The 24,888-nt window shown below is 33.3% G+C and carries 28 protein-coding genes and 1 tRNA gene; 18 read left to right on the top strand and 11 right to left on the bottom strand.

What is annotated here, in order from left to right:
* Positions 1–20 precede the first annotated feature (20 nt).
* The 9 genes from ACODSB_RS02160 to ACODSB_RS02200 all read left to right on the top strand — a co-directional run bounded on the left by ACODSB_RS02160 (position 21) and on the right by ACODSB_RS02200 (position 6,768).
* A complete protein-coding gene (locus ACODSB_RS02160; RefSeq protein ID WP_053473305.1) occupies positions 21–1,019 on the top strand; it encodes a beta-ketoacyl-ACP synthase III in 999 nt (332 codons plus the stop codon).
* A gap of 23 nt (positions 1,020–1,042) precedes the next feature.
* A complete protein-coding gene (gene accB, locus ACODSB_RS02165; protein WP_053473304.1) occupies positions 1,043–1,531 on the top strand; it encodes an acetyl-CoA carboxylase biotin carboxyl carrier protein in 489 nt (162 codons plus the stop codon).
* Positions 1,532–1,640: 109 nt separating this feature from the next.
* Entirely contained in the window at positions 1,641–2,990 is a 1,350-nt protein-coding gene (accC, locus tag ACODSB_RS02170) for an acetyl-CoA carboxylase biotin carboxylase subunit (protein WP_053473303.1), read from the top strand.
* A 684-nt stretch (positions 2,991–3,674) separates the two neighbouring features.
* Positions 3,675–3,971: a hypothetical protein gene (locus tag ACODSB_RS02175; RefSeq protein WP_180856913.1), complete on the top strand. Its 297-nt coding sequence runs from the start codon at positions 3,675–3,677 to the stop codon at positions 3,969–3,971.
* Positions 3,972–4,040: 69 nt separating this feature from the next.
* Positions 4,041–4,337, top strand: coding sequence for a hypothetical protein (locus tag ACODSB_RS02180; protein WP_053473301.1), 297 nt, complete (start codon positions 4,041–4,043; stop codon positions 4,335–4,337).
* Positions 4,338–4,363: 26 nt separating this feature from the next.
* Positions 4,364–4,654 (top strand): hypothetical protein, encoded by a 291-nt coding sequence (locus ACODSB_RS02185; protein WP_053473300.1) that lies wholly within the window; start codon positions 4,364–4,366, stop codon positions 4,652–4,654.
* A 22-nt stretch (positions 4,655–4,676) separates the two neighbouring features.
* Positions 4,677–4,973: a hypothetical protein gene (locus ACODSB_RS02190; RefSeq protein ID WP_488935831.1), complete on the top strand. Its 297-nt coding sequence runs from the start codon at positions 4,677–4,679 to the stop codon at positions 4,971–4,973.
* Between the two features lie 16 nt (positions 4,974–4,989).
* Complete coding sequence (locus tag ACODSB_RS02195) at positions 4,990–5,286, top strand: PepSY-like domain-containing protein (RefSeq protein ID WP_053473298.1); 297 nt, start codon at positions 4,990–4,992, stop codon at positions 5,284–5,286.
* Between the two features lie 129 nt (positions 5,287–5,415).
* Positions 5,416–6,768, top strand: coding sequence for a sigma-54-dependent transcriptional regulator (locus ACODSB_RS02200; protein WP_488935832.1), 1,353 nt, complete (start codon positions 5,416–5,418; stop codon positions 6,766–6,768).
* Here ACODSB_RS02200 and ACODSB_RS02205 read toward each other — a convergent pair.
* Together ACODSB_RS02205 and ACODSB_RS02210 are read right to left on the bottom strand one after the other, a co-directional pair.
* Positions 6,765–9,206, bottom strand: coding sequence for an ATP-binding response regulator (locus ACODSB_RS02205; protein WP_488935833.1), 2,442 nt, complete (start codon positions 9,204–9,206; stop codon positions 6,765–6,767). The genes ACODSB_RS02200 and ACODSB_RS02205 overlap by 4 nt on opposite strands.
* Positions 9,207–9,386: 180 nt before the next feature.
* Complete coding sequence (locus ACODSB_RS02210; protein WP_488935834.1) at positions 9,387–11,288, bottom strand: S9 family peptidase; 1,902 nt, start codon at positions 11,286–11,288, stop codon at positions 9,387–9,389.
* A gap of 294 nt (positions 11,289–11,582) precedes the next feature.
* Between ACODSB_RS02210 and ACODSB_RS02215 the strand changes: the two genes are divergently transcribed.
* The 4 genes from ACODSB_RS02215 to ACODSB_RS02230 are packed head-to-tail and all read left to right on the top strand — an operon-like array spanning position 11,583 to position 14,831.
* On the top strand, positions 11,583–12,695 hold the full coding sequence (locus tag ACODSB_RS02215; RefSeq protein WP_488935835.1) for an NAD(P)/FAD-dependent oxidoreductase: 1,113 nt from the start codon (positions 11,583–11,585) through the stop codon (positions 12,693–12,695).
* A complete protein-coding gene (gene mtgA, locus ACODSB_RS02220) occupies positions 12,695–13,480 on the top strand; it encodes a monofunctional biosynthetic peptidoglycan transglycosylase (RefSeq protein ID WP_488935836.1) in 786 nt (261 codons plus the stop codon). Before ACODSB_RS02215 ends, mtgA begins: the two co-directional genes overlap by 1 nt.
* Positions 13,470–14,426 (top strand): lipid A deacylase LpxR family protein, encoded by a 957-nt coding sequence (locus ACODSB_RS02225; protein WP_488935837.1) that lies wholly within the window; start codon positions 13,470–13,472, stop codon positions 14,424–14,426. Before mtgA ends, ACODSB_RS02225 begins: the two co-directional genes overlap by 11 nt.
* A gap of 18 nt (positions 14,427–14,444) precedes the next feature.
* Positions 14,445–14,831, top strand: coding sequence for a superinfection immunity protein (locus ACODSB_RS02230; protein WP_488935838.1), 387 nt, complete (start codon positions 14,445–14,447; stop codon positions 14,829–14,831).
* Positions 14,832–15,449: 618 nt separating this feature from the next.
* Here the strand turns inward: ACODSB_RS02230 and ACODSB_RS02235 are convergent.
* From ACODSB_RS02235 to ACODSB_RS02255, 5 genes are all read right to left on the bottom strand, one after another.
* A complete protein-coding gene (locus tag ACODSB_RS02235; protein WP_488935839.1) occupies positions 15,450–15,845 on the bottom strand; it encodes a helix-turn-helix domain-containing protein in 396 nt (131 codons plus the stop codon).
* 138 nt (positions 15,846–15,983) lie between these two features.
* Positions 15,984–16,718 carry a hypothetical protein gene (locus ACODSB_RS02240; protein ID WP_488935840.1) on the bottom strand — a complete coding sequence of 245 codons (735 nt, stop codon included), beginning with the start codon at positions 16,716–16,718 and terminating at the stop codon, positions 15,984–15,986.
* 20 nt (positions 16,719–16,738) lie between these two features.
* Positions 16,739–17,308: a hypothetical protein gene (locus tag ACODSB_RS02245; RefSeq protein WP_488935841.1), complete on the bottom strand. Its 570-nt coding sequence runs from the start codon at positions 17,306–17,308 to the stop codon at positions 16,739–16,741.
* A gap of 52 nt (positions 17,309–17,360) precedes the next feature.
* On the bottom strand, positions 17,361–17,945 hold the full coding sequence (locus tag ACODSB_RS02250) for an SMI1/KNR4 family protein (protein ID WP_488935842.1): 585 nt from the start codon (positions 17,943–17,945) through the stop codon (positions 17,361–17,363).
* A gap of 46 nt (positions 17,946–17,991) precedes the next feature.
* Positions 17,992–19,020: an oxidoreductase gene (locus tag ACODSB_RS02255; protein ID WP_488935843.1), complete on the bottom strand. Its 1,029-nt coding sequence runs from the start codon at positions 19,018–19,020 to the stop codon at positions 17,992–17,994.
* 226 nt (positions 19,021–19,246) lie between these two features.
* On the opposite strand from ACODSB_RS02255, the gene ACODSB_RS02260 reads away from it, so the two are divergent.
* Complete coding sequence (locus ACODSB_RS02260; RefSeq protein WP_488935844.1) at positions 19,247–19,423, top strand: hypothetical protein; 177 nt, start codon at positions 19,247–19,249, stop codon at positions 19,421–19,423.
* 220 nt (positions 19,424–19,643) lie between these two features.
* Here the strand turns inward: ACODSB_RS02260 and ACODSB_RS02265 are convergent.
* Positions 19,644–19,717: transfer RNA gene (locus ACODSB_RS02265), tRNA-Ala, on the bottom strand.
* 104 nt (positions 19,718–19,821) lie between these two features.
* Between ACODSB_RS02265 and ACODSB_RS02270 the strand changes: the two genes are divergently transcribed.
* The 4 genes from ACODSB_RS02270 (at position 19,822) to ACODSB_RS02285 (ending at position 22,148) form a co-directional block, all read left to right on the top strand.
* Positions 19,822–20,586, top strand: a complete 765-nt coding sequence (locus ACODSB_RS02270; RefSeq protein ID WP_488935845.1) for an enoyl-CoA hydratase/isomerase family protein — start codon at positions 19,822–19,824, stop codon at positions 20,584–20,586.
* Positions 20,587–20,675: 89 nt separating this feature from the next.
* Positions 20,676–20,852 carry a hypothetical protein gene (locus tag ACODSB_RS02275; protein WP_165590700.1) on the top strand — a complete coding sequence of 59 codons (177 nt, stop codon included), beginning with the start codon at positions 20,676–20,678 and terminating at the stop codon, positions 20,850–20,852.
* A gap of 32 nt (positions 20,853–20,884) precedes the next feature.
* Positions 20,885–21,337, top strand: a complete 453-nt coding sequence (locus tag ACODSB_RS02280; protein WP_256636233.1) for a 6-pyruvoyl trahydropterin synthase family protein — start codon at positions 20,885–20,887, stop codon at positions 21,335–21,337.
* Positions 21,338–21,404: 67 nt separating this feature from the next.
* Complete coding sequence (locus tag ACODSB_RS02285; protein WP_180856905.1) at positions 21,405–22,148, top strand: UDP-2,3-diacylglucosamine diphosphatase; 744 nt, start codon at positions 21,405–21,407, stop codon at positions 22,146–22,148.
* On the opposite strand, the gene ACODSB_RS02290 is transcribed toward ACODSB_RS02285, so the two are convergent.
* From ACODSB_RS02290 to ACODSB_RS02300, 3 genes are all read right to left on the bottom strand, one after another.
* Positions 22,149–23,360 (bottom strand): cytochrome c3 family protein, encoded by a 1,212-nt coding sequence (locus tag ACODSB_RS02290; RefSeq protein WP_488935846.1) that lies wholly within the window; start codon positions 23,358–23,360, stop codon positions 22,149–22,151.
* 82 nt (positions 23,361–23,442) lie between these two features.
* On the bottom strand, positions 23,443–23,799 hold the full coding sequence (locus tag ACODSB_RS02295) for a hypothetical protein (RefSeq protein ID WP_053473280.1): 357 nt from the start codon (positions 23,797–23,799) through the stop codon (positions 23,443–23,445).
* A 165-nt stretch (positions 23,800–23,964) separates the two neighbouring features.
* On the bottom strand, positions 23,965–24,879 hold the full coding sequence (locus tag ACODSB_RS02300) for an alpha/beta fold hydrolase (protein ID WP_488935847.1): 915 nt from the start codon (positions 24,877–24,879) through the stop codon (positions 23,965–23,967).
* Between the last annotated feature and the right edge of the window lie 9 nt (positions 24,880–24,888).

Genomic DNA, 24,888 nt, shown 5'->3' on the forward strand with positions numbered 1-24,888 from the left:
AAAGGAAATAATAGAATATAATGAATACAATCACAGCCGCAATTACCGCTGTTGGAGGCTACGTTCCAGACTTTGTACTTTCTAACAAAGTATTGGAAACAATGGTAGATACCAATGACGAATGGATTACCACTCGTACAGGAATTAAAGAAAGAAGAATTCTTAAAGATGCTGATAAAGGAACGTCGTACCTTGCCATACAAGCAGCAAAGGATTTAATAGCAAAAGCTAATATCGATCCTTTAGAAATTGATATGGTTATAATGGCAACTGCAACACCAGATATGATGGTGGCTTCTACAGGAGTTTATGTTGCAACACACATTGGAGCTACAAACGCATTCGCATACGATTTGCAGGCAGCTTGTTCAAGTTTCTTATACGGAATGTCTACTGCTGCGGCTTATGTACAATCTGGAAGATATAAAAAAGTATTATTAATTGGTGCCGATAAAATGTCGTCAATTGTAGATTATACAGACAGGGCAACTTGTATTATTTTTGGTGATGGAGCTGGAGCAGTATTGTTTGAACCAAATTATGAAGGTTTAGGTTTACAGGATGAATATTTAAGAAGTGATGGTGTAGGACGCGATTTTCTTAAAATTCCTGCCGGAGGTTCTTTGATTCCGCCAAGCGAAGAAACTGTAAAAAACAGACAGCACAATATTATGCAAGATGGAAAAACAGTTTTCAAATTTGCTGTTACTAATATGGCCGATGCAAGCGAATTGATTCTGCAAAGAAATAATTTAACAAATCAGGATGTTGATTGGTTAGTGCCGCATCAGGCTAACAAGCGTATTATTGATGCTACAGCCGGAAGATTAGAATTAGAAGAATCTAAAGTATTAGTTAATATCGAAAGATATGGAAATACTACTTCTGGAACTTTACCATTAGTATTAGCTGACTTTGAAGATAAGCTTAAAAAAGGAGATAATGTTATTTTTGCTGCATTTGGTGGTGGATTCACATGGGGATCTATTTACTTAAAATGGGCTTACGATAAAAAATAAATTAAAACTAAAAACGAATCATTATGGATTTAAAAGAAATTCAAAACCTAATCAAATTTGTAGCAAATTCGGGAGTTGCAGAAGTTAAGTTAGAAATGGATGATGTAAAAATCACTATTAGAACTACTTTAGAAGGAAATGTTACTGAGACTACTTATGTACAGCAATTACCAGCTCAGGCTGCATTGCCGCAAGCTACACCGCAAGTTACAGCTCCAATAGTTGTAAATACTGCTGCTGAAACTCAGGCGCCTGCTGCTGCAGATTCTAAATATGTTACTATAAAATCTCCAATCATTGGAACATTCTATAGAAAACCATCTCCAGATAAACCAGTTTTCACTGAAGTAGGAAGCACTATCGCAAAAGGAGATGTTCTTTGTGTAATTGAAGCAATGAAATTATTCAACGAAATCGAATCAGAAGTTTCAGGTAAAATTGTAAAAATTCTTGTTGACGATATGTCTCCAGTTGAATTTGATCAACCTTTATTCTTAGTAGATCCATCATAAATAAATTTAGATTTTAGATTTTAGATTTTAGAAGGATTCGAAAGAAAATTTTGTTAACCATCTAAAATTATCTAATTATCAAATTGTCTAATTATCTAATTAAAATAAGATGTTTAAAAAAATATTAATTGCGAATAGAGGAGAAATTGCACTTCGTGTAATTCGTACATGTAAAGAAATGGGAATCAAAACTGTAGCAGTTTACTCTACAGCCGATGCAGAAAGTCTACATGTTAAATTTGCTGACGAAGCGGTTTGTATTGGACCTCCTCCAAGTAACTTATCGTATTTAAAAATGTCAAATATTATTGCTGCTGCAGAAATTACAAATGCAGACGCAATACACCCAGGATACGGTTTCCTTTCTGAGAATGCTAAATTCTCAAAAATTTGTCAAGAGCACGGAATCAAATTTATTGGTGCGGCTCCTGAAATGATCGACAGAATGGGAGATAAAGCTTCTGCAAAAGCTACAATGAAAGCTGCAGGAGTTCCTTGTGTGCCAGGTTCAGACGGATTGTTAGAATCTTTTGAACATGCACAAAAAACAGCAGCTGAAATTGGTTACCCAGTTATGATGAAAGCTACTGCTGGTGGTGGTGGAAAAGGAATGCGTGCAATCTGGAAAGAAGATGAGCTTTTAAAAGCTTGGGAAAGCGCACGTCAGGAAGCTGCTGCCGCTTTTGGAAATGACGGAATGTACATGGAGAAACTTATTGAAGAACCGCGTCATATCGAAATTCAGGTTGTTGGAGATTCTTACGGAAAAGCGTGTCACCTTTCTGAAAGAGACTGTTCTGTTCAACGTCGTCACCAAAAACTTACTGAAGAAACACCTTCGCCTTTCATGACAGATGACTTACGTACAAGAATGGGAGAAGCTGCTGTAAAAGCTGCTGAATTCATTAAATACGAAGGAGCTGGAACTGTAGAATTTCTTGTAGACAAACACAGAAACTTCTATTTCATGGAAATGAATACTCGTATTCAGGTTGAGCACCCAATTACTGAACAAGTAATTGATTACGATTTAATTCGTGAGCAAATTATGGTTGCTGCCGGAATTCCAATTTCTGGAAAAAATTACTTACCAGAATTACACGCTATCGAATGTCGTATTAATGCTGAAGATCCTTATAACGATTTTCGTCCTTCACCAGGAAAAATTACTACGCTTCATATGCCAGGAGGACATGGAGTTCGTTTAGATACTCACGTTTACTCAGGATATAGCATTCCGCCAAATTATGATTCAATGATTGCTAAGTTAATTACAACAGCGCAGTCTCGTGAAGAAGCGATCAGCAAAATGCGCAGAGCTCTTGACGAATTTGTAATCGAAGGTGTGAAAACTACAATCCCTTTCCACAGACAATTAATGGACGATCCAAAATATATTGCAGGAGATTATACAACTGCATTTATGGATACTTTCAAAATGAAACCTATTGAGGAATAATAAATAAAAAAGCTGTCGATTTTTCGACAGCTTTTTTATAATCAAATTTCAACCCGACAGTTTTTTTAAACCTGTCGGGTTTGTTTTTTTTATATCCATACATTAAACCGGATTAAAATCCGCCAAACAATAATTCAAGCCGAAGGCTCACTAAAAGTTCCGAAGGAACAAATTATATTGTAGAGCTGGACTTCAGTCCAGTTTAAGCAAAAGGATGTTATTTGTTATTGCATAAGAATATTTGATTGGTAGAAAAAAAATATTAATGTATTTGCATTGTGTTTTTCAAAATGAATAGCCCGGAATAATTTAAAGGCCGTCAATCGATGGCCTTTTATTTTTAGAAATTTCATCTATTAAACCGGACTGAAGTCCGGCCCTACAATATAGTTCGAGCCGAAGGCTCTTCAAAGTTCCGAAGGAACAAATTATTTTGTAGAGCTGGACTTCAGTCCAGTTTAAACAAAAATATAAATGGCAAAGTATACACAAAAAGTGTATACTTTTTACACACTTCTGCCTCAAAGTATACACTTTTACACTATTTCAATTTTTGGCACATTTTAAGCAATTCCTTTATTTATAGGCTTTAAGCAGGTTTTAAGGTTGCTATTTGGTTTTCGGCACAATAGTTTCTTTATCTAAAGTGTAAACAAACTATTAACTATTTAAAATATACACATTATGAAAAATTTATTCTTATCAGCCGCGATCGTTTTAGGAGGTTTAACATCATTTGCTTCAACTTCTCCAATAACGAATTCTATTGTAAAAGTTGTTTCAGTTGCAGACGACTATGTTGAAATTAAATTAGAAGAATTACCAGCTCCAATTACTGAAGCTTTGAAAAAAGCTTATCCTGACGCAGTAATTACTAAAGCTTACAAAAATGAAAAGTCAGAATATAAATTGGATGTAACAGTAGGTGACAAAGTAGGAAATCTTTTTGCTAATGCTGACGGAACCTGGATTAAAAAATAATCCTGTGCACCGTGAAAATCCAAATTAAGAATACGAAAATTAAATTAAGAATATTAAAAAATAATTATCATGAAAAATTTATTTTTATCAGCCGCAATCGTTTTGGGAGGTTTAACATCATTTGCTTCAACTTCGCCAATTACAAATACTATCGTAGAAGCAGTATCGTTTCAAGATGATTATACTGAAGTGAAATTAACAGAAGTACCGGCAGCGGTAACAGATGCACTTAAAAAAGCTTATCCAGACGCAGTACTAAATAAAGCATACAAAAACAGTGCTTCTCAATACAAATTAGAAGTAACAGTTGGAGACAAAGTAGGTTCTCTTTATGCTAACGCCGATGGATCGTGGGTAAAAAAATAAAAAGCTAACCCTAAAAAACTATTATTATGAAAAAGCTAATATTATCGGCAGCGATCCTGTTAGGAGGACTGTCAATGCAAGCAGGAAATACTGTTTTAACCACCACAACAGTAAATACAATAAACTACCAGGATGATTATAAAGAAGTCGACGCTGTACCAGCTGCGATTAAAAAATCACTTGATGAAGCTTATCCAGGTGTAAAACTGGACAAAGCTTATGTGAATTCGAAAAAAGAATACAAAATTGAGGTTACAGTAAGAGGCGAAAAATCAATCGTTTATACTGATGCCGCAGGAACTATTCTTAAAAAATAATAACTCTAAATCTTAAAGCATTATGAAAAAGTTAATCTTATCAGCAGCGATTATTTTAGGAGGTTTGTCTCTTCAGGCAGCGACTCCATCAGAATCAAATTCAGTAGTTAAATCAGTAAACGTTCAGGATGAATATACTGAAGTTGCTCCAGATGCCGTACCGGCAGCTGTAAAATCTACAATTGAAAAATCGTTTGTAGGTTCTAAACTGGAAAAAGCATGGAAAAATGCTAAAGACGAGTACAAACTTGAAATTTCAAAAGAAGGTAAGAAATATACTTTTTTTACTGATGCTTCAGGAAATATCATTAAAAAATAATTAAACACAGAGCAATATGAAAAAGTTAGCCATCTCAGCAGCTATTCTTTTAGGATGCTTATCAATTCCTGCAATAGCAGAGATAACTCCAAATAAAGTAAAAACGACGGTTTCTGTACAAACAGAATACACTGAAATTAGCACAGATGTTGTTCCGGCAGCTGTAAAGACTGCTCTGCAAACCGCTTATCCAAATGCAAAACTGGAAAAAGCGTATGTTAATGATAAAAAAGAATACAAATTAGAAATATCGGTTGGTGACCAAAAGGCTACTGTGTATTCAGATGTCAATGGCAACTGGTTGAAGATATAATTAGGTGAAATTAGATTTATGTTTTTGGTGAAAAAGAGATTGCATTGTGCAATCTCTTTTTTTTTCGCATAATTTTAAGAAATTATAACTTTAATAGTATTATTTTAGCAAAAAAGTCCCTCCAGTCACATGTCAAAGATATTAGTAATAGAAGATGATATTTCATTTTGTAAATTATTAGAGAAATTTCTAGTAAAAAACCAATACGAAGTAAGCGTCGCGTTTTCTGCATCAGAAGCCAGATCGGCCATCAAAAACGAATCTTTCGATTTGATTTTGACAGATCTTCGCTTGCCTGATTCTGACGGAATTGTACTAATGTCAGAAATTAAAAATTCACATCCTGAAATTCCGGTGATCTTAATGACGGGATATTCTGATGTTAATACAGCTGTAAAAGCAATTAAAAACGGTGCGGCCGATTATATTTCGAAACCTTTCAATCCAGATGAAGTTTTATTGGTCATTACAAATGCATTGAAAACTTCTGAAATTGAAGAAGAAAATGAAGCTCCGGTTAAACAAAAAAAATCGGTAAAGAAACCAGTTTCTGCAGAAAATGAATTTGTACGCGGCATTTCTGTTGCATCCAAAAAACTTTTAGATCATATTCAATTGGTAAGCCCAACGGATATGTCGGTTTTAATCATCGGCGAAAGCGGAACAGGAAAAGAAATTATTGCTAAAAGTATCCATCAGGAAAGTAATAGAAAAAACAACAATTTTATTGCAGTCGACTGCGGAGCCATTCCAAAAGAATTGGCAGCAAGCGAATTTTTCGGACATTTAAAAGGATCTTTTACGGGAGCAATCAGCGACAAAATGGGATATTTTGAAGCAGCAAACGGCGGAACTCTTTTTCTGGACGAAATAGGAAATCTATCATACGAAAACCAAATTCAGTTATTGCGTGCACTTCAGGAAAGAAAAATTAAACCTGTTGGAAGCAATAAAGAAATAAACGTTGATATCCGCATAATTACAGCCACAAACGAAGATTTACGTGAGGCAGTAAAAAACGGCGATTTTAGAGAAGATTTATACCATAGAATCAACGAATTCTCTATTCAGTCTCCATCTTTAAAAGACCGAGACGAAGATTTAATGGTTTTTGCCGATTATTTCCTTGAAAAAGCAAATCAACAGTTAAATAAAGATATTATTGGATTTTCTCCGGAAGTAGTTTCTATTTTTCAAAATTACAACTGGCCGGGAAATTTACGGGAATTACAAAACTGTGTAAAACGTGCAACACTTTTAACGCAAGGCGATTTTATTGAAAGTGATGTTTTGCCAATTGAATTTTTTCAATCTCAGAAACAAGCAGGTTTTAGTGGCAGCTTTTCTTTATCAGATAATGAAAAAGAAGCCATAATTCAAGCTTTGAACAGAACACAAAATAATAAATCGGAAGCGGCTAAACTGCTTAAAATTACCAGAAAAACGCTTTATAATAAATTGAAGCACTACAATATCGATTAAACGATTTCTTGTTCTAAAACGGCAAAAAGTTTGTTTGTTTTTACTTTAAGCGCTTCAAAAATATCTTTCGAATCTGCAATTTCAAGATTATTTTGTTCCAGTGTTTTTAATAGAATGCTAATATCTCGCGATTCTATTTGTCTAAACATAGGTGCAATTCGATGTGCTATCGAATTTATTTCAGGAACATTTTTTTCATGAATCGCATTTTCCAGCAAATCTAAATTTTCATTACTGCTTATTATAAAAGCTTTCAATACATCGTTTAAAGCATTTTGGTCATTCCCTAAAAACTCTTTCAAAGTATCTAAAGTATATAATTGAGAAGAAACTGTTTCTTCAATTTCATTTATTGCAGCTTTTGGTAAAGTATCATGATCCAGAATATGCTGAATCGTTTCTAGTAATATTTTAGGTGAATACGGTTTATTTACAACCGTGGTAAAACCGGCTTCATCATAAACGGCAGCGTCTAAATCTGTTCTTCCGGTTAAGGCAATTACGGGCTGATTTTTATAAATACCTTTTTCAGAATTACGAAGACTTTTCAAAAACATAAATCCGTCCATTTCCGGCATTTGAATATCCGTAATCACAAAATCAAAATTAGTATTCTGGATAGCTTCTAATGCTTTTACAGCATTGCTAAAAGATAAAACCTGATGCCCTTCTTGTCTTAAAACGCCGCTCGTTAAATTCAGCAGATTAATATCATCGTCAATTACTACAAAAGTCTGTTTTGTCGTATTTCGTGCAATATTTCTTTTTATTTCTTCAACCGTAATTTCACTTTGATCCAGGATTAAAGGAATTTTTATTTCAAACGTACTTCCTTTCCCAAAAGTACTTTCTAACGAAATTCTTCCCCCCATAAACGAAATTATCTTTTGACAGATAGAAAGTCCTAAACCAGTTCCGCCATATTTTTTTTCGATATTTTCATTCGCCTGAGCAAACTCTTCAAAAACTAATTTTTGATTTCCTTTTTCAATTCCAATTCCGGTATCTTCGATTGTAATAATAAAGAAATTTTCATTTTCACTGACGTACGAACTGATTTTGATATGACCTTCTTCTGTAAATTTATAAGCGTTCCCAATAATATTGGTCAAAATTTGTTTCAAACGAAACGGATCTCCAACAACTCTTGTGTGCAGTTTATCATCTACATTAATAATCAAATCAATGTTTTTTTCTTTGTAAACTGTTTGAATATTTCTGGCTGTATCTTCAATAAGTTCAGGAAGATAAAACGGAACTTTTTCTATCGTAATTTTTCCGGCTTCGATTCTCGAAAAATCTAATAAATCCTGGACAAGCTGCGTAATATATTCAGATGAATTTTTGATGTTTTTAATGAAATACGACTGTTTTGTATTAACATCAGAATTTCCTAAAAGTTCAGAATAACCTACAATCGTACTCAGAGGTGTTTTTAAATCGTGACTTACTGTTGAGATTAACTGTTCGCGGCTTTTTAATAAATTCTTGGTTTTGAAATTCGCAATTTCAAGCTGTTTTTTATACAACTGAGATTTTGAATAATCACTCACAATTAAAACAGAAAAAAACAAAGTCAAAATTAAACCCGCAATAGCCGAAGCCGTTACAATCTCGTTGACTTTTTTAAGTGATTTTTCTTTTAAAGAATTGTTTTTTATCGAATTGATGATAATTTCCCTTTCGATAATTCGAAGTACTTTTCGAAGCTGTTCCGAAATAGCAATTTCATTTTTCAGCAATTTGTTTTCCTCAAAATTCAGCGTTTCTTTTTTCTTTTCTGCTTTCAGTTTTACATTACTAAGCAGTTTTTTAGAATTGGCCAAAATAGAATCAGATGCTTTTTTACTCAACGTATTCGTACTGTCATCCGGAATGTTTTGGTTTAAATAATCCACATATTTCTGCAATACATTTCGCTGATAGTTTCCTAATTCATTTGGGTTTTTCGTAAAATCCTGAAGTTCCAGTTTTCGGAGATTAAACTCCATTTTGGTAATTTCGTCAATAGCATTATTGACCGAAACTTCGTCCTCGGCTTTATTTTTTATCGTTTTTAATTGTCGGATATTTTCTGTTTTTTCAGATAATAAATACGTCACACTATCCAATAAAACTTTCTGATATTCTGTAGTAACAATTTGTTTTAAAGTATCAATTCTCGCTTTTAAAGAATCGGTTTCGACAAGGTAACTTTTAAAATCCGTTTCAGAATTGGTTTGAATTGTTTTTCTCGCTAAACTTTCTGTTTTATAAACATTCGAAAACAATTTACTGACGCGGAGAATTTTAGTTTTTTCCTGAGCAATTTTATCTTCCAGTTTATTGTAAACCACATTTTCAGAATACAGAAACCATCCCACAGTAACCACCAAAGCAAGTAATGCAACATAGCTGAATAAAACCTTAAGTGCTGTATAACTTTTTTTGCTTTCCATAGTGTTTATTTGGCGTTTACGAAGTTTACTAAAATTACAATTCCCCGCAATTTATTTAAAATTTCCATTTAAGAAAAGTAAATGCAAATCAAATATTTACATAATTCAAAGGTTTTAAAAATAAAATAACCGCAGATTATATAAATAATACTGCGGTTAAATTTATTTTAATTTTATGATTTAAAGCGTTTCGTTTAACCATTTAAAGAATTCTCCCTGCCAAACCTGAGCATTTTGTGGTTTTAAAACCCAGTGATTTTCATCTGGGAAATACACAAAACGGCTTTTGATTCCTCTTAACTGCGCTGCCTGGAAAGCTTCTTGTCCTTGTCCAATTGGCACACGGAAATCTTTTCCTCCCTGGAAAATCAAAATTGGTTTGTTCCAGTTTTGAACCAAAGTTGCAGGATTAAAAGTAGTGTAAGCTTTTTGAGCCACAACATTATCTTTTTCCCAGTAAGGCCCGCCAAAATCCCAGTTGTTAAAGAAAACTTCCTCAGTAGTTCCTAACATACTAACCGTATTGAAAACACCATCGTGAGCGATAAAAGTTTTAAAACGGTTTTTGTGAATTCCTGCTAAATAAAATACAGAATATCCTCCGTAACTTGCACCAACACATCCTAAACGGCTTTTGTCAACATAGCTTTCTTTAGCAACATCATCAATTGCAGAAAGATAATCGTCCATAACTTGTCCGCCCCAGTCTTTACTAATTTGCTCGTTCCACTCAACACCATGTCCCGGCATACCGCGACGGTTTGGCGCCACAACTACATAACCTTTTGCCGCCATTAAAGAGAAATTCCAACGGAAAGAATACGATTGTGTCAGCGCACTTTGAGGTCCGCCTTGACAGAATAACAAAGTTGGATATTTTTTAGAAGCATCAAAGTTTGGAGGTAAAATAACCCAAACCAACATTTTTTTACCGTCGGTTGTTGTAACGTAACGTTTTTCTGTTTTGCTTAATGCTAAAGTTTTGTACGTTTCAGTATTGATGTTTGATAATTGTTTCCAAGTGTTTTTCTTCAAATTAAAAGAAAAAATCTCACCAGCATGATTCATGTCTGTTCTCGTAACGATGATATCATCTCCAGAAAAACCAACTAAATCATTTACGTCAAAATCACCGTTTGTTAACTGACGAACTTGAATCGCGATTTTAGTTAAACCAGGAAAATTAACAGAGAAAAGTTGTTTTGTTCCGTCAATTGGCGCAACAAAAAATACCGTTTTTCCATCTTTACTCCAGATAAAATTATCTACAGTTCCATCCCAATTTGCTGTTAAGTTTGTTTTGATTCCTTTAAACTCAACAATAATATCATTTTTGTCCGACTCGTAACCGTCACGTTTCATTTGCAGCCAAGATAAATTTCCTGTTGGAGAAAATTGCGGCGCCGTGTCGTAACCTAAATTATCTTCGGTTTTATTGGTTGTTTTTTGAGTCTCTAAATTGTACTCATAAATATTGGTGTTTGTAGAAACTGCATAAGCCGTTCCTGCTTTTTTCTTGCACACATAAAAAATACTTTTGCTGTCTGGCGACCAGATATAATCTTCATCACCGCCAAAAGGCTTTTGCGGAGAATCAAAAGTTTCACCTTTCAGGATGTCGATTCCTTTTGCACCGTCTTTGTTTTCTTTATAAAAAACGTGATTAAATTTTCCTTCGTTCCAGGTATCCCAATGACGATAATCTAAACCATCATAAATTTGAGCATCTGATTTATCTAACTTCGGATAAAAATCTTTACCTAAAACATTGTCGATTTTCACTTCTTCATTATAAACTAAATATTTTCCGTCTGGCGAAACATTTTTGTCTGTTAAAACGTCTTTTGTATCTTTAATTTCAACTGCATTTCCTCCGTTTACCGGAATAGTGTAAAATTTAGAGTGCGATTTGTTTTCTTCTACAGAAGGTGTTGAAACCTTAAAAACTACATTTTTTGCATCTTTAGAAATTCCAAGCGGAGTAACTCTGCCTAATTTCCATAACAATTCCGGAGACATAACATTCTGCCCGATAGCGTTTAAACTCATCATTATTAAGGTTGTTAATAATACTTTTTTCATAATAAAAATTCTATTTTTTTGTGCGCTAAAAATACAACATTTAAATCCCAATCAGTTAAATTTCAAATTCCAATTTATTGTTAAAATTCCAATTATGAAATTCCAAATTCCAAAAACGTTGCCTTAAATTTTTATTCGCCACGAATTCACAAATTATTTTTTGATAATCTTTGAAAATAAAAATAAGCGACTATTAAAAAATCAATAACAAAGATTGGAATTTGGAATTTAAAAAATTTGTAATTTAACCCAAGATTGGAATTTGGAATTTAAATATTGGAATTTAATAAAGATATGGAACTAAGTTATTGGGAACTAAAAAACTGGTTCACAGATATTGATTATACAATTGTGGGCAGCGGTATCGTTGGCCTGCATAGTGCTTTACGCTTACGCGAAAAATTTCCTGCTGCGAAAATTTTGGTTCTCGAAAGAGGAATGCTTCCGCAAGGCGCGAGTACAAAAAATGCTGGTTTTGCCTGTTTCGGAAGTCTTTCGGAAATTTTAGATGATTTAAAAACGCATTCAGAAGAAGATGTTGTGGCGTTAATCGAAAAACGCTGGAAAGGTTTGCAGTTACTTCGAAAAAGATTAGGAGATCAGGCAATTGATTTTAAACCTCACGGCGGATATGAATTGTTTTTGAAAGAAGATGAATTTGGGTTTAATGAATGTATTTCGAAACTGCCTTTTATAAATGAAATTTTAAAACCGCTTTTTAAAGCCGATGTTTTTTCTAAAGAAACTGACCGTTTTGGATTTGGAAATATTCAGGATTATTTAATTTTTAATCCGTTTGAAGGGCAAATTGATACCGGAAATATGATGCAGGAATTATTGAAGCAAGCCGTATCTGCAGATATTTTAATCCTGAATCAGCAAACGGTAACTTCTTATGCTGATGCCGGAAATCATGTTGAAGTGGTGCTGAACGATTTTAGTTTTAAAACCAATAAATTACTTTTTGCTACAAATGGTTTTGCAAATACGTTGACAAATGGGGCAGTAAAACCGGCAAGAGCACAAGTTTTAATTACAGAACCCATTAAAAATCTGGATATAAAAGGGACTTTTCATTTGGACCGCGGTTATTATTATTTCAGAAATATTGGCGACCGAATTTTATTTGGCGGAGGCCGAAACCTAGATTTTGAAACAGAAACAACAACCGAATTTGGTCAGACAGAAATTGTTCAAAATAAATTGGAAGAGTTGCTGAAAAATGTAATTTTACCAAATCAGGATTTCCAGATTGCGCACCGTTGGAGCGGCATTATGGGAATTGGAAATAGTAAAAGTCCTGTTGTTTCTCAATTGTCTGAAAACGTGTTTTGTGGAGTACGTTTAGGCGGAATGGGAGTCGCAATAGGCAGTTTAGTAGGAACAGAATTAGCAGATTTAATATAATGGCAGCAGCGAAGAAACCAGCACCAAACAAAATAACAACCGCAAGTAAACCAAAACCAAAAACGTCTGGAAAGAAATCAAACCGTTCTTTTGGAGAAAAAGTAAAATGGTTTTTGATCAAAACTATGTTGTGGTTTTTCGGAATTTCGATAGGATCGGTTATCTTTTTTAAATACGTTCCCGTGCCTTTTACGCCTTTAATGCTTATTCGTGCCATCGAAAATAAAATGGACGGAAAAGAAGTTTATTTTGACCACGATTGGGAACCAATTGATAAAATTTCCATGAATTTGCAAAAAGCCGTAATTGCGAGTGAAGACGGAACTTTTTTAACGCACAACGGTTTTGATTTTAAAGCATTGCAAAAAGCGTATAAAAGCAACGAACGCGGACGCCGAATTCGAGGTGGAAGTACGATTTCGCAGCAAACGGCAAAAAATGTGTTTTTATGGCAGGGAAAAAGTTATTTCCGTAAAGGTCTTGAAGCTTATTTTACTGTTTTAATTGAAATTATTTGGGGTAAAGAACGTATTATGGAAGTTTACCTAAATAGTATCGAAATGGGCGACGGTGTTTACGGCGCGTATGCAGCGACAGAACATTGGTATCGTAGAGATGCTTCGAGTTTAACGCCAATGCAGGCTGCGGGAATTGCGGCAATCTTACCAAATCCGAGGAAATTTAAAGCTACAGGTTCGTCAAGTTATATTAACAGAAGAAAAGAAAGAATTGTTCGCGAGATGCGTTACGTAGGGAAAATCAATTATAGCGGGGATGGGAAATAAAAAAGCATTTTTTGCTTTTCTGATTTTGACTTCAACGTTAACTTTTGGACAAGGAAAAACTAAAGAAATAGGTTTTATAACCGACAATGATTTATACACTTCGTCTAAAAACGATATGTATTATACCAACGGTTTGGAGATTTTTTATCGGTTTTTATCTAAGAATGAAAATGAAAAAATCAATAAAAAAATAACCGAATTCAGGATTGGGCAATATATCTACAATCCGAGATTTATTAATAAAGAAGCCGTTGATGTAAACGACCGCCCTTTTACAGGTTATCTTTTTGCAGAAGCAGGAAGAAGTTTTTTCTACCAAAGTGAATCGGTTTTAAAAACTGATTTTCAGTTGGGATATATGGGACCGAATGCTTTTGGGGAAGAAACGCAGGAAGGTTTTCATAAACTTATTGGATATAAAACAGTTTACGGCTGGGAGAATCAGCTGCATAATGCTTTGGCGGTTCAGGCGCATGTTATGTATTCGAAGAAATTATTTCCATCGAAACATAACGATTTTATAGATCTTCATTTCCAGTCTGAAGCAAATTTGGGAACTATTTTTACAGGAGTTTCAACAGGATTTTTGACTAGAATTGGTTTTAAAAGACTAACTCCAATTTACGATTCAAATCTTCATGATGCTTCGGTAAATGCGAATGCGCAGCTGAATATCCGAGAATTTTATTTCTACGCAATGCCGAGCGTTAATTACCAGTTTTATGATGCGACAATCGAGGGAAGTATGTTTAACGATACAAGTCCGATAACTTTCGATTTGGTTCCGCTTCGTTTTAATGCCGAGTTTGGTTTGAAATACAGACACAATAACTTCAATATGTCGTATTCATTTATTTATCGCGGAAGGGAATTAGAAGGCGATGTTAATGATACGAATACGGGGTACTTTTTTGGGTCGATTCGAATGGGGTTTTTGTTGAGGTAATATTTGCAGTTTAAATAAATGAAAAGAAAGAATATTTTTATTGTTGCAGCTTTAATTTCTACCATATTTGTTCATGGTATGCGAATTGGTGAAAGCAACCTTCCATTCGAAAACAACGATATAACAGTTGGAAAATTAATGGCCGGAATGGTTGTTCTGTTTGTTTATTTTATACCAACAATAATTTGCTGGAAAAAGAGAAATAGTAAATATCTATTAATCTTAAATATACTTACTGCCTGGACAATATTGGGATGGTTCATTTGTTTTATTTGGGCTTTTAATATAAATCGTCAGCATGCAAAAATTGTTGCCGAAGAAAAAAGGAAAAGGAAAGAAGAAAAAAAGAAAATAAAGGAAGTAAAAAGAATTGAGGAATTTAATCCTGACAAAGCAGATGTCTAAACATCTCTCAAATTAATCTAAAATAATGAACCGATTCGTATATAAAATATTGTCCTTAATTTTTGCGCTTTTTTTTATTTATTGTATGATACAGTTTATTAGTACCAATGCCTTTGAAATTAGATATTTTAGAGGTTATGTAGATGTAAAACTTGTTGCAATAAGAATACTGATTCTTTCAGTCAGTTTATATGGAGCAACACTTTTTTTCTTTATTGATAGGCAAAAAAATAAATAATATTCTATTGCATTTAATTTGCACAATTCGTGCTATCAAAATCTATAAAGTCCCTACGGGACAAATGTTTGTTTGTGTGTGTAATGTTTTTTTCTACCGATATTTAACTCCTAACGGAGTTTTTTTGAACTGGATTTTGATAAAGAGAAAACACACAGAAATCATATACAAAATTCTATCAATATTTATTTCCCGATTTAATTTCTACGAATTCTATTAAATACTCCGTTAGGAGTTACAGGTCGGTAGATTATATATAAAACCCACCAAGAAAATATCCCGTAGGGATTACCCGAACACAAAGTAATTCCTTAATCAAAATCAAAAAAGCCACTTCTTTTCAGGAATGGCTTTTTTTATATTATTTAAAATAAAGAGAACTATTTCCCCTTAAATAATTTTTCTAAATATTCAACCTTATCTTTCTCAGCCTGAACCAAACGCTCATAAAGTTCCACAACTTTATCAAGAGGATTAAAATTGCAAATTGCACCACTTGCAAAATTTCCAAAGTTTCCGTGACTGTCTGTGAACGTATTAAAATAAGTGATCATATTTTCATCTGAAAAACTTTTTATTGCTTCTGCAGAAACACCAAGTGCTTTTGCAATTTCGACAAGTTTTTCTTCGTCAATCGTTTCGCTGTTTTCTATTGCAGATATTGATTGCTGGCTCATGCCTAAAGCTTGTGCCAAAGCTTCTTGCTTCATATCGCGAAGTTCACAAATACGACTTATTTTTCGCCCGATATGATTTGGTTTTGTTGCTGTGCTCATAATTCAAAGGTATTTAAAAAACATTTACAAAATCGATTTTCAGTAAAAAACAGACTTGTTTTGGTAAAATACGATTTATAGTTTGAAAGAAGTAAAAATACAACTTTTCATACAATTTTATTGTTTTAATATTTTGGATTATTTCGCCAGATAATCATAATCTGCTTTTGAAAGTTTGGTAGGAACGCGGAAAAAGAATTCTACATAATTTCCATATTCTTCCAAATTAAGATTTTCTTTATTGAAATAATTGGTAAGTTCTTCCAGACTGTGTTTGCTCCAATCAGTTTCCTTTTGAGCGTGTTTACCTCTGTCTTCGGTAGCATAAACCTGCGGAAAAGAAAATTCTTTTTTTACCGTTAAGGATTTTGCCGAAATACCAGCTTGCTCAAGATTAATCCAGGTATGAATATTTACATCGCCATTTACCTGAAATTCAAACGGTTTTCCGCCTAAACCTTTTCCGGTTGTAAATAAAACTTCTTCGACTGTTACATTTCCCATTACCTGCGAAAAAGTATTGGGTCTACTTGTATAATTTATGTCGAGGTTTTTAGTGTGAAGATTTCCGGTAATCAAAACTTCTTTTATTGATGCTGTTTTGCAGCTGACATTGCCTAAGATAACCGGAATAGAAAAAAGCGGAATATTTTCTTTTTCCTCTATAAATTTATAATAAACGCCCCAGCCCACATCATCATTCGGATTTAGCGCTTCTGTTGCAATATCACCTTCGTGAACACAGATAAATTGTTCGTCAAATTTATTTTTGTCTTTTGCTTTTTCGTATAATTTTTCTAATTGATTCCCGGCAGGAAGCACAACTTTGAGTTCTTTGTACGTATATAATTTTAAATTGTCCTTGTTAATCATCAATATAAAAGCTTTAAAAATTAATCCAAATTATCTAAATCCATTTCTTTCGCCATCTGATCCCATTTTTTATTGAGAAAATCTTTTGTCTGTTCTATAAACTTCGGATTTACATCTTTTAAAGTCTGCGCTTTCGGGCTCAATATCGCTTTTCCATCTTCAAAATAAATATAAACATGAACGGCATCATCTCCCCAAAAGAAAGGAAAAACAATCGCCTGGTTTTCTGTACTTTCAATCACGTATTTTTCCAAGCTTATGATGAAGGCAAACATTGGTATCATTTCTGTAAAATTCTGGCTGAAAAACATCATTCCCCAATGCCATTCTTCGTCAGCTTCATCATAATCTGAAAAAGCCATTGCTTCGGGATAATCGATCCAGCCGTCAATAACTTCTTCATTAATATCGTCGTTATAAGTACGCAGTAATTCTGGAGTCAATTCCATTTTTGAATACATTTTGCGGCTGTTCCACCAATCGATCCAGTTTTCATTTAATTCGGGTTCTTCAAGCGGGCTGTTTAAAAACTTTTCAAGCTGTGGTTTTGAGATTTTTACTTTACAATATAAAGAGCTTAATTCAGACATGATTTAGATTTTGGTTTTTTACTATTTTGATTAGAAAATTAAGAATAATGGTTTAATCCCATCGACTTAAATTTCCTTCGGCACGTTCAAAAAGTTCTTCCAGAACATCTTCTAAAGTTCTTTCCGGAATTCCAGAAACGAGCAATTCAAGTAATTGATTTGCGGTATCGTCAATACTATCCTGATGGCAATATATATTTGTGAAGTTTTCGTTTTTGTCGAAAATTATATATTCGCCGCTTTCATTAATATCTTCTTCTGACATTATCCAGCCAATACACGGAAAAGCTTCGTTTATTTTTTGAGTTTGTTCTTCGGTAAGAAATTCATATTCCTGAAATTCAGGTCGGTCATTTCCCCAAAAAGCAATAATCATATCGATAATTCCTGTAGAATTATTTGCAAGATCTGATCTTTCCTGAATTTGTTCAAAAAGATTTTCTGGAGAAAAAATGCTGAATATTTCATCAGACTCAATTCCGCCAACTGTTTTATAAAAAGCAATTAATTCTTCTGGTAAAGGCTGCGAAAAATAAGTGCTTAAGTTTTTTATTTCTTCGTTCGAAGCTGGAGACGATTCTTTTATTTCATCATATTCAAGTTCACAGGCAGCTATGCGGTTTTTAATTTCTTTCATTATATATATTATAATTTTTGTAGTTGGAATTTGGAATTTTTAGTTTTTAATGACGGTTATCGCATTGCAGATAAATTTCTTCGTTTGATTTATCGATAATTGAAATTCCCGGACATCCAAATGATTCATACAAAAAGCCGAAAACAACTTGCGGTTTATCTTTAAAAAGTTTTCCTGTCCATTGGTTTGCATCGGGACCATCTTCATAATTAAGCGGAGCAGGAGAGGTACCTTCACTTTGGCTGTAAAGTTTTTCGATAATAATATCTTGAGTTTTAGAATCGGCAACTAAAAGACGTCTGGCATAAATTATTTTATGACTATCGAGATAATCTTGTAGAAAATAATTATAACTATCTGTTTTAAATAAATAGGTATTGCCTGATACTGTGTTTTTTAATAAAGTGCGGTCTTCATTTTTCAATGTTTTAGACGGATAGTCTTTTTTAGCAATTTTTTTCCATGCAATTGGCTTTAAACGTTCTTTTGAAAACGGATTTTCTTTGCCAACATACACTATAGCGTCTCTATAATATTCGCTGAAACCGTTCAAATATTTTTTATTGATTTCGAAGCCAATCATATAATCATAGTTGTGATAGGGCCAATCTTCTCCAGAAGAATATCCGTTTAACAACGCGGCTGTTTTTAGATTTTTTACAGCAAAAGAAGCCAGTTTGTTTTTGGCATAATCTAATACAAAAACAGAATCGTTTTCGGAGATATTGGTCTTAGATAAAAATCTTTTTCTGTAAATTTTATCAAACGTAAAATACTCAGCATTGTCTTTTCCAATTTTTTCAAGATTAGGTAAAGCAAGCGTGTCTTTTTCGTCGCCAACTGGATATATGTCAGAAAGCGAAACAAAAGCAATATCGCTGCTGTCTTTTGGCATAATTGTAAATAAATTGATACTTTCTTTTCTGGGAGCAGAATCCTCCTGGATTGTGTCATTTTCTACCGCTGCTGTTTTGTCAACTGCTGGGGTTTCTTGTGTTTCTGTATTTTTTTTATCGTTACAAGCAAAAAATAAAAAGGCTGTCGCGGCGAGTAATGTTTGTAATTTAAGATTCATAAACGTGGTATTTAAATTTGCTTTTTAAGTTTATAATTGATTGTGATTACCGATTATAAATGTAAAAAAAGTTTTCACAAAACAAAAAGCATTCTTTTCTGATCTCAATAGAAAAAATACCTTTTTCTAGCTTACGGGTTTAAAATGAAGTTCAAAAAATAATGCTTAACATTTTGATAATATGGAGTGTAGTTTAAATTTTTACTTTTAATTAAAATTTAAGATTATGGAAATTAATTGGATTGTAATAGGAGTTGTAGCCGTTTTGATTGTTATTTTGGTTGTACTGACAATTAGAAAAAATCAAAAGGAAAAAAAGAAGCTTACCAATTTGCTGAATAATGATTTCAAAAAAGAAGAGGAAGTAGATATTAATGCTGAGGATTCGGCGAATGAAAAATAAATTATTTTGAGATATAGATGCAGTTTGTCATTTCGACGAAAGGAGAAATCGCACTAGAAACTCTACAAAGATTGGCGATTACTTTGCGGAAATACGAGTGCGATTTCTCCTTTCGTCGAAATGACAAGATTGTGCTGAAAATGCTGGGGGTTTACATTATAACTCTGAGGATTAAAATAAAAAACCTTGTAAAATTAAATTTACAAGGTTTTATTTTTCGTGGAGAATACCGGATTCGAACCGGTCACCCCTTGCCTGCCAGGCAAGTACTCTAGCCAAATGAGCTAATCCCCCAAAGCGTTAACAAATAAAGTCAAATATTTCTCAAAAAACAAATTTCAGAACCTATCAGATAAAATATTTTGCAAAAGCGTAACTTTACGTTTAAAAATATTTTTATGAGTTCAGAAAATACAAAAGGATCTTTAGAGACTTCTTTTCAAGATACAATTGCCACAGTGCAGTTTGGGCATCCTGCAAGTAATTCTTTTCCGCGTGAATTATTAAATCAACTGACAACAGAAATCAACGAATTGAGCCGAAATGAGAATGTTTCGGTTATCATTTTAAAAAGTCAGGGAACAAAAGCTTTTTGTTCCGGAGCTTCATTTGATGAACTTTTACAAGTTGAAAATGAAGAACAAGGGGCAGAATTTTTTTCTGGTTTTGCACATTTGCTAAATGCAATGCGTAATTGCAATAAATTAATTATTGGCCGCATTCAGGGAAAAGCAGTTGGCGGAGGCGTAGGGATTATTGCGGCTTGCGATTATACTTTTGCAACATTGTTAAGTGATGTGAAATTGTCTGAACTCGCTATCGGAATTGGACCTTTTGTAATCGAACCGGCAGTTTCCCGAAAAATAGGAAAAACTGCAATGACCGAAATGACATTGGCTGCCGAGCAATGGAAAACAGCTGAATGGGCTTTTCAAAAAGGTCTTTATTCTGTTTTATGTGATGCTTCTAATCTGGATAACGATGTTCAGCATTTTGCTAAAAAATTAAGTTCATACAATTCCGAAGCACTTCAGGAAATGAAAAAGATTATTTGGGAAGGTACAGAACAATGGGAATCATTACTAATCGAAAGAGCTTCAATTACAGGAAAATTGGTTTTGTCTGATTTTAGCAGAAATGCCTTGAGACAATTTAAAAAGTAATTTTTTCTACAGATTAAATGCTTTTTAATAATCCGATTAATCCTTTTAATCTGTGGCTAAATAAAAAATAACAACAAATATAAGTTCAAATGAAACTCATTTCATTATTTCAAAAAGTCGATGTTGCAGAGAAAATTAAAAACGCTCCAGACAGCGGTTATCAAATTGGAGTTTTGATTGGATCTTTTATTCCGTTCCTGTTTTTGATAGGAATTGCTTACTGGATGTATATCAGAGCCAAAAAAAGAGATAAAAACGGTTATTAATTTGTAAATTTGCAACCTTAAATTAAAAATCGATGAGTAATATCAGAATTACAAAACAATTTAGTTTCGAAACCGGACATGCATTGTACGGTTACGACGGAAAATGCAAGAACGTTCACGGGCACAGTTATAAATTGTCGGTAACCGTTATTGGCTCGCCAATTACTGACAGGTCTAATGTGAAATTCGGAATGGTGATTGACTTTTCTGATCTAAAGAAAATTGTAAAAGAAGAAATCGTCGATCAGTTCGATCATGCAACTGTTTTTAACCAAACAACGCCGCATGTCGAATTAGCAAATGAATTAAAAAACCGTGGACATCATGTAATTTTGGTTGATTATCAGCCAACAAGTGAAAACATGGTGGTAGATTTTGCAGAAAGAATTATCGCAAGACTTCCGTCTGGAATTTCTCTTTTCTCCCTTAAACTTCAGGAAACAGAATCTTCATTTGCAGAATGGTACGCATCTGATAATATTTAAATTTCAAAAAAAAGAAATTCCAAATTCCAAGTTTTTCACTTATAACTCATAATCCATAACTTCACGAATGAAAAAAGTATATTTTGCTTCAGATCAACATTTTGGTGCGCCAACTCCTGAGTTGAGCCTGCCGCGTGAGCAAAAATTTGTGGCTTGGCTTGATAAAGTTAAAGAAGATGCCGAAGCGATTTTTTTATTAGGTGATTTATTTGATTTTTGGTTCGAATACAAAACTGTTGTTCCAAAAGGTTTTGTTCGTGTTTTAGGAAAATTGGCTGAAATTCGTGACAGCGGCATTCCAATTTATTTTTTCGTTGGAAATCATGATTTATGGATGAATGATTATTTTCAAACCGAATTAAATATTCCGGTTTACCACGACAATAAAGAATTTACTTTTAACGGAAAAACCTTTTTAATTGGTCACGGCGACGGAAAAGGTCCTGGCGATAAAGGTTATAAACGAATGAAAAAGGTATTTACAAATCCGTTTTCAAAATGGCTGTTTCGCTGGCTTCACCCAGATGTTGGTGTAAGTTTAGCACAATATTTATCAGTTAAAAACAAACTAATTTCTGGTGATGAAGATGTAAAATTTTTAGGTGAAGAAAACGAATGGCTGGTTTTATACGCCAAACGTAAATTAGAAACCAAACATTACAATTATTTCATTTTCGGACATCGTCATTTACCCATGATAATTCCAGTAGGTGAGGATTCAAACTATGTAAATCTGGGCGACTGGATTGGATATTTTACTTATGGTGTTTTTGACGGCGAAACTTTCGAGCTTCAAAAATTTGAATCGTAATTACTTTTTTTCCATTGGATAAATACCGATTTTATGTGTTCTCAGAATATATTCTGAAAGTTGTTTACTGTTTGAAAGCTGAAATTTAATTGCTCCTGATGTTTTTTTCGGCATATGACATTCTACACAATTATTAGCCATTAATTTCTCAGGCATTATTTTTAGTGTTTTTTCATTGTGCTTTAAACCTTGATGACAAGTCATACAAATTTTAGAATACGATGCCATATTCTTTGAAGCATTTTCATGCGGATTATGACATGTAATACAATCCATTTTTTCGCTGTTTATAAAACACTTGCTTTGCGCCATTAAACGAAACTGATTTCCGTGAACGTCAAAATTGGCTGTATCGTTAATACTTCTGGTTTCACGATAAAACTCAGATAAATTATCTCCGGGTTTAAATTCAAAACGTGATTTCATTTTCATTCCGTCATTTCCGGCGTGGCAAAGCGCGCACGCATCCAGTTTTTGCTGTCTGTTTAAAGTTTTAAAACTGGTAATGCTGTTTGCAACTTTTACATTTGGATTTTTTAAATGAAAATCAACGTGTTTTTTTGCAGGTCCGTGGCAGCGCTCGCAATCAATTCCGTAAACGATGGTTTTTTTATCGATAATATCTTCAACATCCATCGATAGAAAATTTTTCTCTTCAGAATTTTGATTCACGCTTCTGCTGCTGGCATTTGATGCGTGGCACGAATAACAATCCTTAACCACCATTCGGTCAAAATAAGGTTTATCAGCAGGAAATCCCGGACTTGTTGCCCAATTATGTATAGAATTATAATAGGAAACAGGTAATTCGTATGTGTTATTATTACGCCAGTAAACAGAAGTCTGCGCGTGTTTTACTCCAAAAACAATATCAAATGGATACGCTTCGACTTCTTTTCCGTTTTTATATAAAACCTGATAAAGACTATCGTTGCGTTTTTCCATGACTAATTTGGTGTTTTTGTCATAAATAAAAGTATGATTGGCTTTGTCAAAATCGCCTAAAACATTTTCTGAAATTGCGGGAGCAGTTGCTTTAAAGTGAGAACTTTGTAAAGCCATGTTGTATTGAACCTGATGACATTGAATACAGCTTTCAGAACCGGCATAATCAGTTCCGCGCGGATCAATATATTCATCAGATTTGTTGCTGCAGTTCGTAAATAAAACTGATAAAACAACAAGGGTAAAAAGAATGCCAATTTTTTTCATTGTTGTAAATATACTTTATTTTGAATACAATCAAAATATATTTGAATAATGAAAAAATGCTGTTAAAATATTTAGAATGTTTCTAGTTTAGACCGGCTCCGTAAACATATTCGTCTAATTCAATTTTAAATAAAGAGCCTTCAACTAAATCTTTAATCGATTTCAATTCCGTCATAGAAACAGCAAGGTCTATTGAATTGCAAGGTGTTTTTAATAAAAATTTATGGCAGGAATATTTCATTTCGCAAGCCTCGCAGCAAGTATTTTCCATCATACTGTCTTCAATTAAATCACAAAACTGATTCAATTCTGATAGACTAAAATAAAAGCCTGTTTCTTTAAAAACCAATTGTACTTTGTCCAGAATGGTTTGATTATTTTGTTTCCAGTAAAAGGCTATTCCAAAATTGTTATGATATATCTTCTCTATTTCTCTCATCGTAAATCCTTTTATTTCAACAAATATAAATATTATTTATATTAATTCTAAATAAAAAAATCATAAAAATGAAAAAATATTGAACCATATAAGTGATATAAGTTCATTTAATAAAGATTAAACGTAAACTTAAATTACCTTATATCACTTATATGGTTAAAAAAACTATTTAAGCCATTTCTTTATATTGGAAAGAAATTCAACTTGTTGATCAACAAATAAATAATGAGAGCAATTATCTAAGAAAGCAAAATGATTTTTGCCAACAATCCCTTTAATTGAAGTAATTTGCGCGGAAGAGAAAATGCCATCATCTTTTCCGTAAATAGCGTAAATTGGAACTCCTTTGGCTTTAATTTTCTTTAAAAAAGGCCTGCTGTCGATATTATTTTGCTTTTCGTTTTGATAAAAAAGCAAAGGCGCATTTTTGTTCCGAATGTTGGTTTTAAAAAATTCTCCAGCTTCGTAATCGGCATATAATTTTTTAGATGCTGTAGTTGGATTTGGCATTTTAAAATAATTTTCATCGCTTGCCAAGTCAAAACAATGTTTCCTATATCCAGCGGAATTTTTGTCGAGTTTTTCTATATAGGCTATTTTATTCAGCGTTTTAGAATCGCCGTCGTGGATTTTCTTTATAGAATTTAAAATATGGTCGTAAGTTTTCTGTTGAGAAAATAATGCTCCAGCCAAAACCAAAGCGCTTACATTTTGAGGATATTTATTGGTATAAAGTGTTGCAACCAAACCGCCAAAACTATGACTAAGTAAAATTGCTTTCTTTAAATGATATTTTTTATAGATTGAATTTAAATCCTGAAAAGCTTCTTCATAAGTAAATTTCGCTTCAGGATCTGCAGATCTTCCTTCACCTCTTCGGTCGTATGCAATAACATAAAAACCTTGATCAGCCAGATTTTGAGCTGTTGTTCCTTCAAATAAAGTTGCGTTGCCGCTTGGACCTCCGTGGATGAAAATTAAAGGTTTATTCTTTTCGTTTCCGTATGTTTTGATATAAAGATTTTGACCGCTTGCGAAAAAAGATATTACAAAAAGAAAAGTAAAGAGTATTTGTTTCATTTTTGAATT

Source organism: Flavobacterium sp. FG68, from assembly GCF_057808895.1.

What these genes read in the sequence shown, in the direction of transcription:
- ACODSB_RS02160 (WP_053473305.1), top strand. Translation starts at nt 21, where the DNA reads ATGAATACAATCACAGCCGCAATTACCGCTGTTGGAGGCTACGTTCCA.
- accB (WP_053473304.1), top strand. Translation starts at nt 1,043, where the DNA reads ATGGATTTAAAAGAAATTCAAAACCTAATCAAATTTGTAGCAAATTCG.
- accC (WP_053473303.1), top strand. Translation starts at nt 1,641, where the DNA reads ATGTTTAAAAAAATATTAATTGCGAATAGAGGAGAAATTGCACTTCGT.
- ACODSB_RS02175 (WP_180856913.1), top strand. Translation starts at nt 3,675, where the DNA reads ATGAAAAATTTATTCTTATCAGCCGCGATCGTTTTAGGAGGTTTAACA.
- ACODSB_RS02180 (WP_053473301.1), top strand. Translation starts at nt 4,041, where the DNA reads ATGAAAAATTTATTTTTATCAGCCGCAATCGTTTTGGGAGGTTTAACA.
- ACODSB_RS02185 (WP_053473300.1), top strand. Translation starts at nt 4,364, where the DNA reads ATGAAAAAGCTAATATTATCGGCAGCGATCCTGTTAGGAGGACTGTCA.
- ACODSB_RS02190 (WP_488935831.1), top strand. Translation starts at nt 4,677, where the DNA reads ATGAAAAAGTTAATCTTATCAGCAGCGATTATTTTAGGAGGTTTGTCT.
- ACODSB_RS02195 (WP_053473298.1), top strand. Translation starts at nt 4,990, where the DNA reads ATGAAAAAGTTAGCCATCTCAGCAGCTATTCTTTTAGGATGCTTATCA.
- ACODSB_RS02200 (WP_488935832.1), top strand. Translation starts at nt 5,416, where the DNA reads ATGTCAAAGATATTAGTAATAGAAGATGATATTTCATTTTGTAAATTA.
- ACODSB_RS02205 (WP_488935833.1), bottom strand. Translation starts at nt 9,206, where the DNA reads ATGGAAAGCAAAAAAAGTTATACAGCACTTAAGGTTTTATTCAGCTAT.
- ACODSB_RS02210 (WP_488935834.1), bottom strand. Translation starts at nt 11,288, where the DNA reads ATGAAAAAAGTATTATTAACAACCTTAATAATGATGAGTTTAAACGCT.
- ACODSB_RS02215 (WP_488935835.1), top strand. Translation starts at nt 11,583, where the DNA reads ATGGAACTAAGTTATTGGGAACTAAAAAACTGGTTCACAGATATTGAT.
- mtgA (WP_488935836.1), top strand. Translation starts at nt 12,695, where the DNA reads ATGGCAGCAGCGAAGAAACCAGCACCAAACAAAATAACAACCGCAAGT.
- ACODSB_RS02225 (WP_488935837.1), top strand. Translation starts at nt 13,470, where the DNA reads ATGGGAAATAAAAAAGCATTTTTTGCTTTTCTGATTTTGACTTCAACG.
- ACODSB_RS02230 (WP_488935838.1), top strand. Translation starts at nt 14,445, where the DNA reads ATGAAAAGAAAGAATATTTTTATTGTTGCAGCTTTAATTTCTACCATA.
- ACODSB_RS02235 (WP_488935839.1), bottom strand. Translation starts at nt 15,845, where the DNA reads ATGAGCACAGCAACAAAACCAAATCATATCGGGCGAAAAATAAGTCGT.
- ACODSB_RS02240 (WP_488935840.1), bottom strand. Translation starts at nt 16,718, where the DNA reads ATGATTAACAAGGACAATTTAAAATTATATACGTACAAAGAACTCAAA.
- ACODSB_RS02245 (WP_488935841.1), bottom strand. Translation starts at nt 17,308, where the DNA reads ATGTCTGAATTAAGCTCTTTATATTGTAAAGTAAAAATCTCAAAACCA.
- ACODSB_RS02250 (WP_488935842.1), bottom strand. Translation starts at nt 17,945, where the DNA reads ATGAAAGAAATTAAAAACCGCATAGCTGCCTGTGAACTTGAATATGAT.
- ACODSB_RS02255 (WP_488935843.1), bottom strand. Translation starts at nt 19,020, where the DNA reads ATGAATCTTAAATTACAAACATTACTCGCCGCGACAGCCTTTTTATTT.
- ACODSB_RS02260 (WP_488935844.1), top strand. Translation starts at nt 19,247, where the DNA reads ATGGAAATTAATTGGATTGTAATAGGAGTTGTAGCCGTTTTGATTGTT.
- ACODSB_RS02270 (WP_488935845.1), top strand. Translation starts at nt 19,822, where the DNA reads ATGAGTTCAGAAAATACAAAAGGATCTTTAGAGACTTCTTTTCAAGAT.
- ACODSB_RS02275 (WP_165590700.1), top strand. Translation starts at nt 20,676, where the DNA reads ATGAAACTCATTTCATTATTTCAAAAAGTCGATGTTGCAGAGAAAATT.
- ACODSB_RS02280 (WP_256636233.1), top strand. Translation starts at nt 20,885, where the DNA reads ATGAGTAATATCAGAATTACAAAACAATTTAGTTTCGAAACCGGACAT.
- ACODSB_RS02285 (WP_180856905.1), top strand. Translation starts at nt 21,405, where the DNA reads ATGAAAAAAGTATATTTTGCTTCAGATCAACATTTTGGTGCGCCAACT.
- ACODSB_RS02290 (WP_488935846.1), bottom strand. Translation starts at nt 23,360, where the DNA reads ATGAAAAAAATTGGCATTCTTTTTACCCTTGTTGTTTTATCAGTTTTA.
- ACODSB_RS02295 (WP_053473280.1), bottom strand. Translation starts at nt 23,799, where the DNA reads ATGAGAGAAATAGAGAAGATATATCATAACAATTTTGGAATAGCCTTT.
- ACODSB_RS02300 (WP_488935847.1), bottom strand. Translation starts at nt 24,879, where the DNA reads ATGAAACAAATACTCTTTACTTTTCTTTTTGTAATATCTTTTTTCGCA.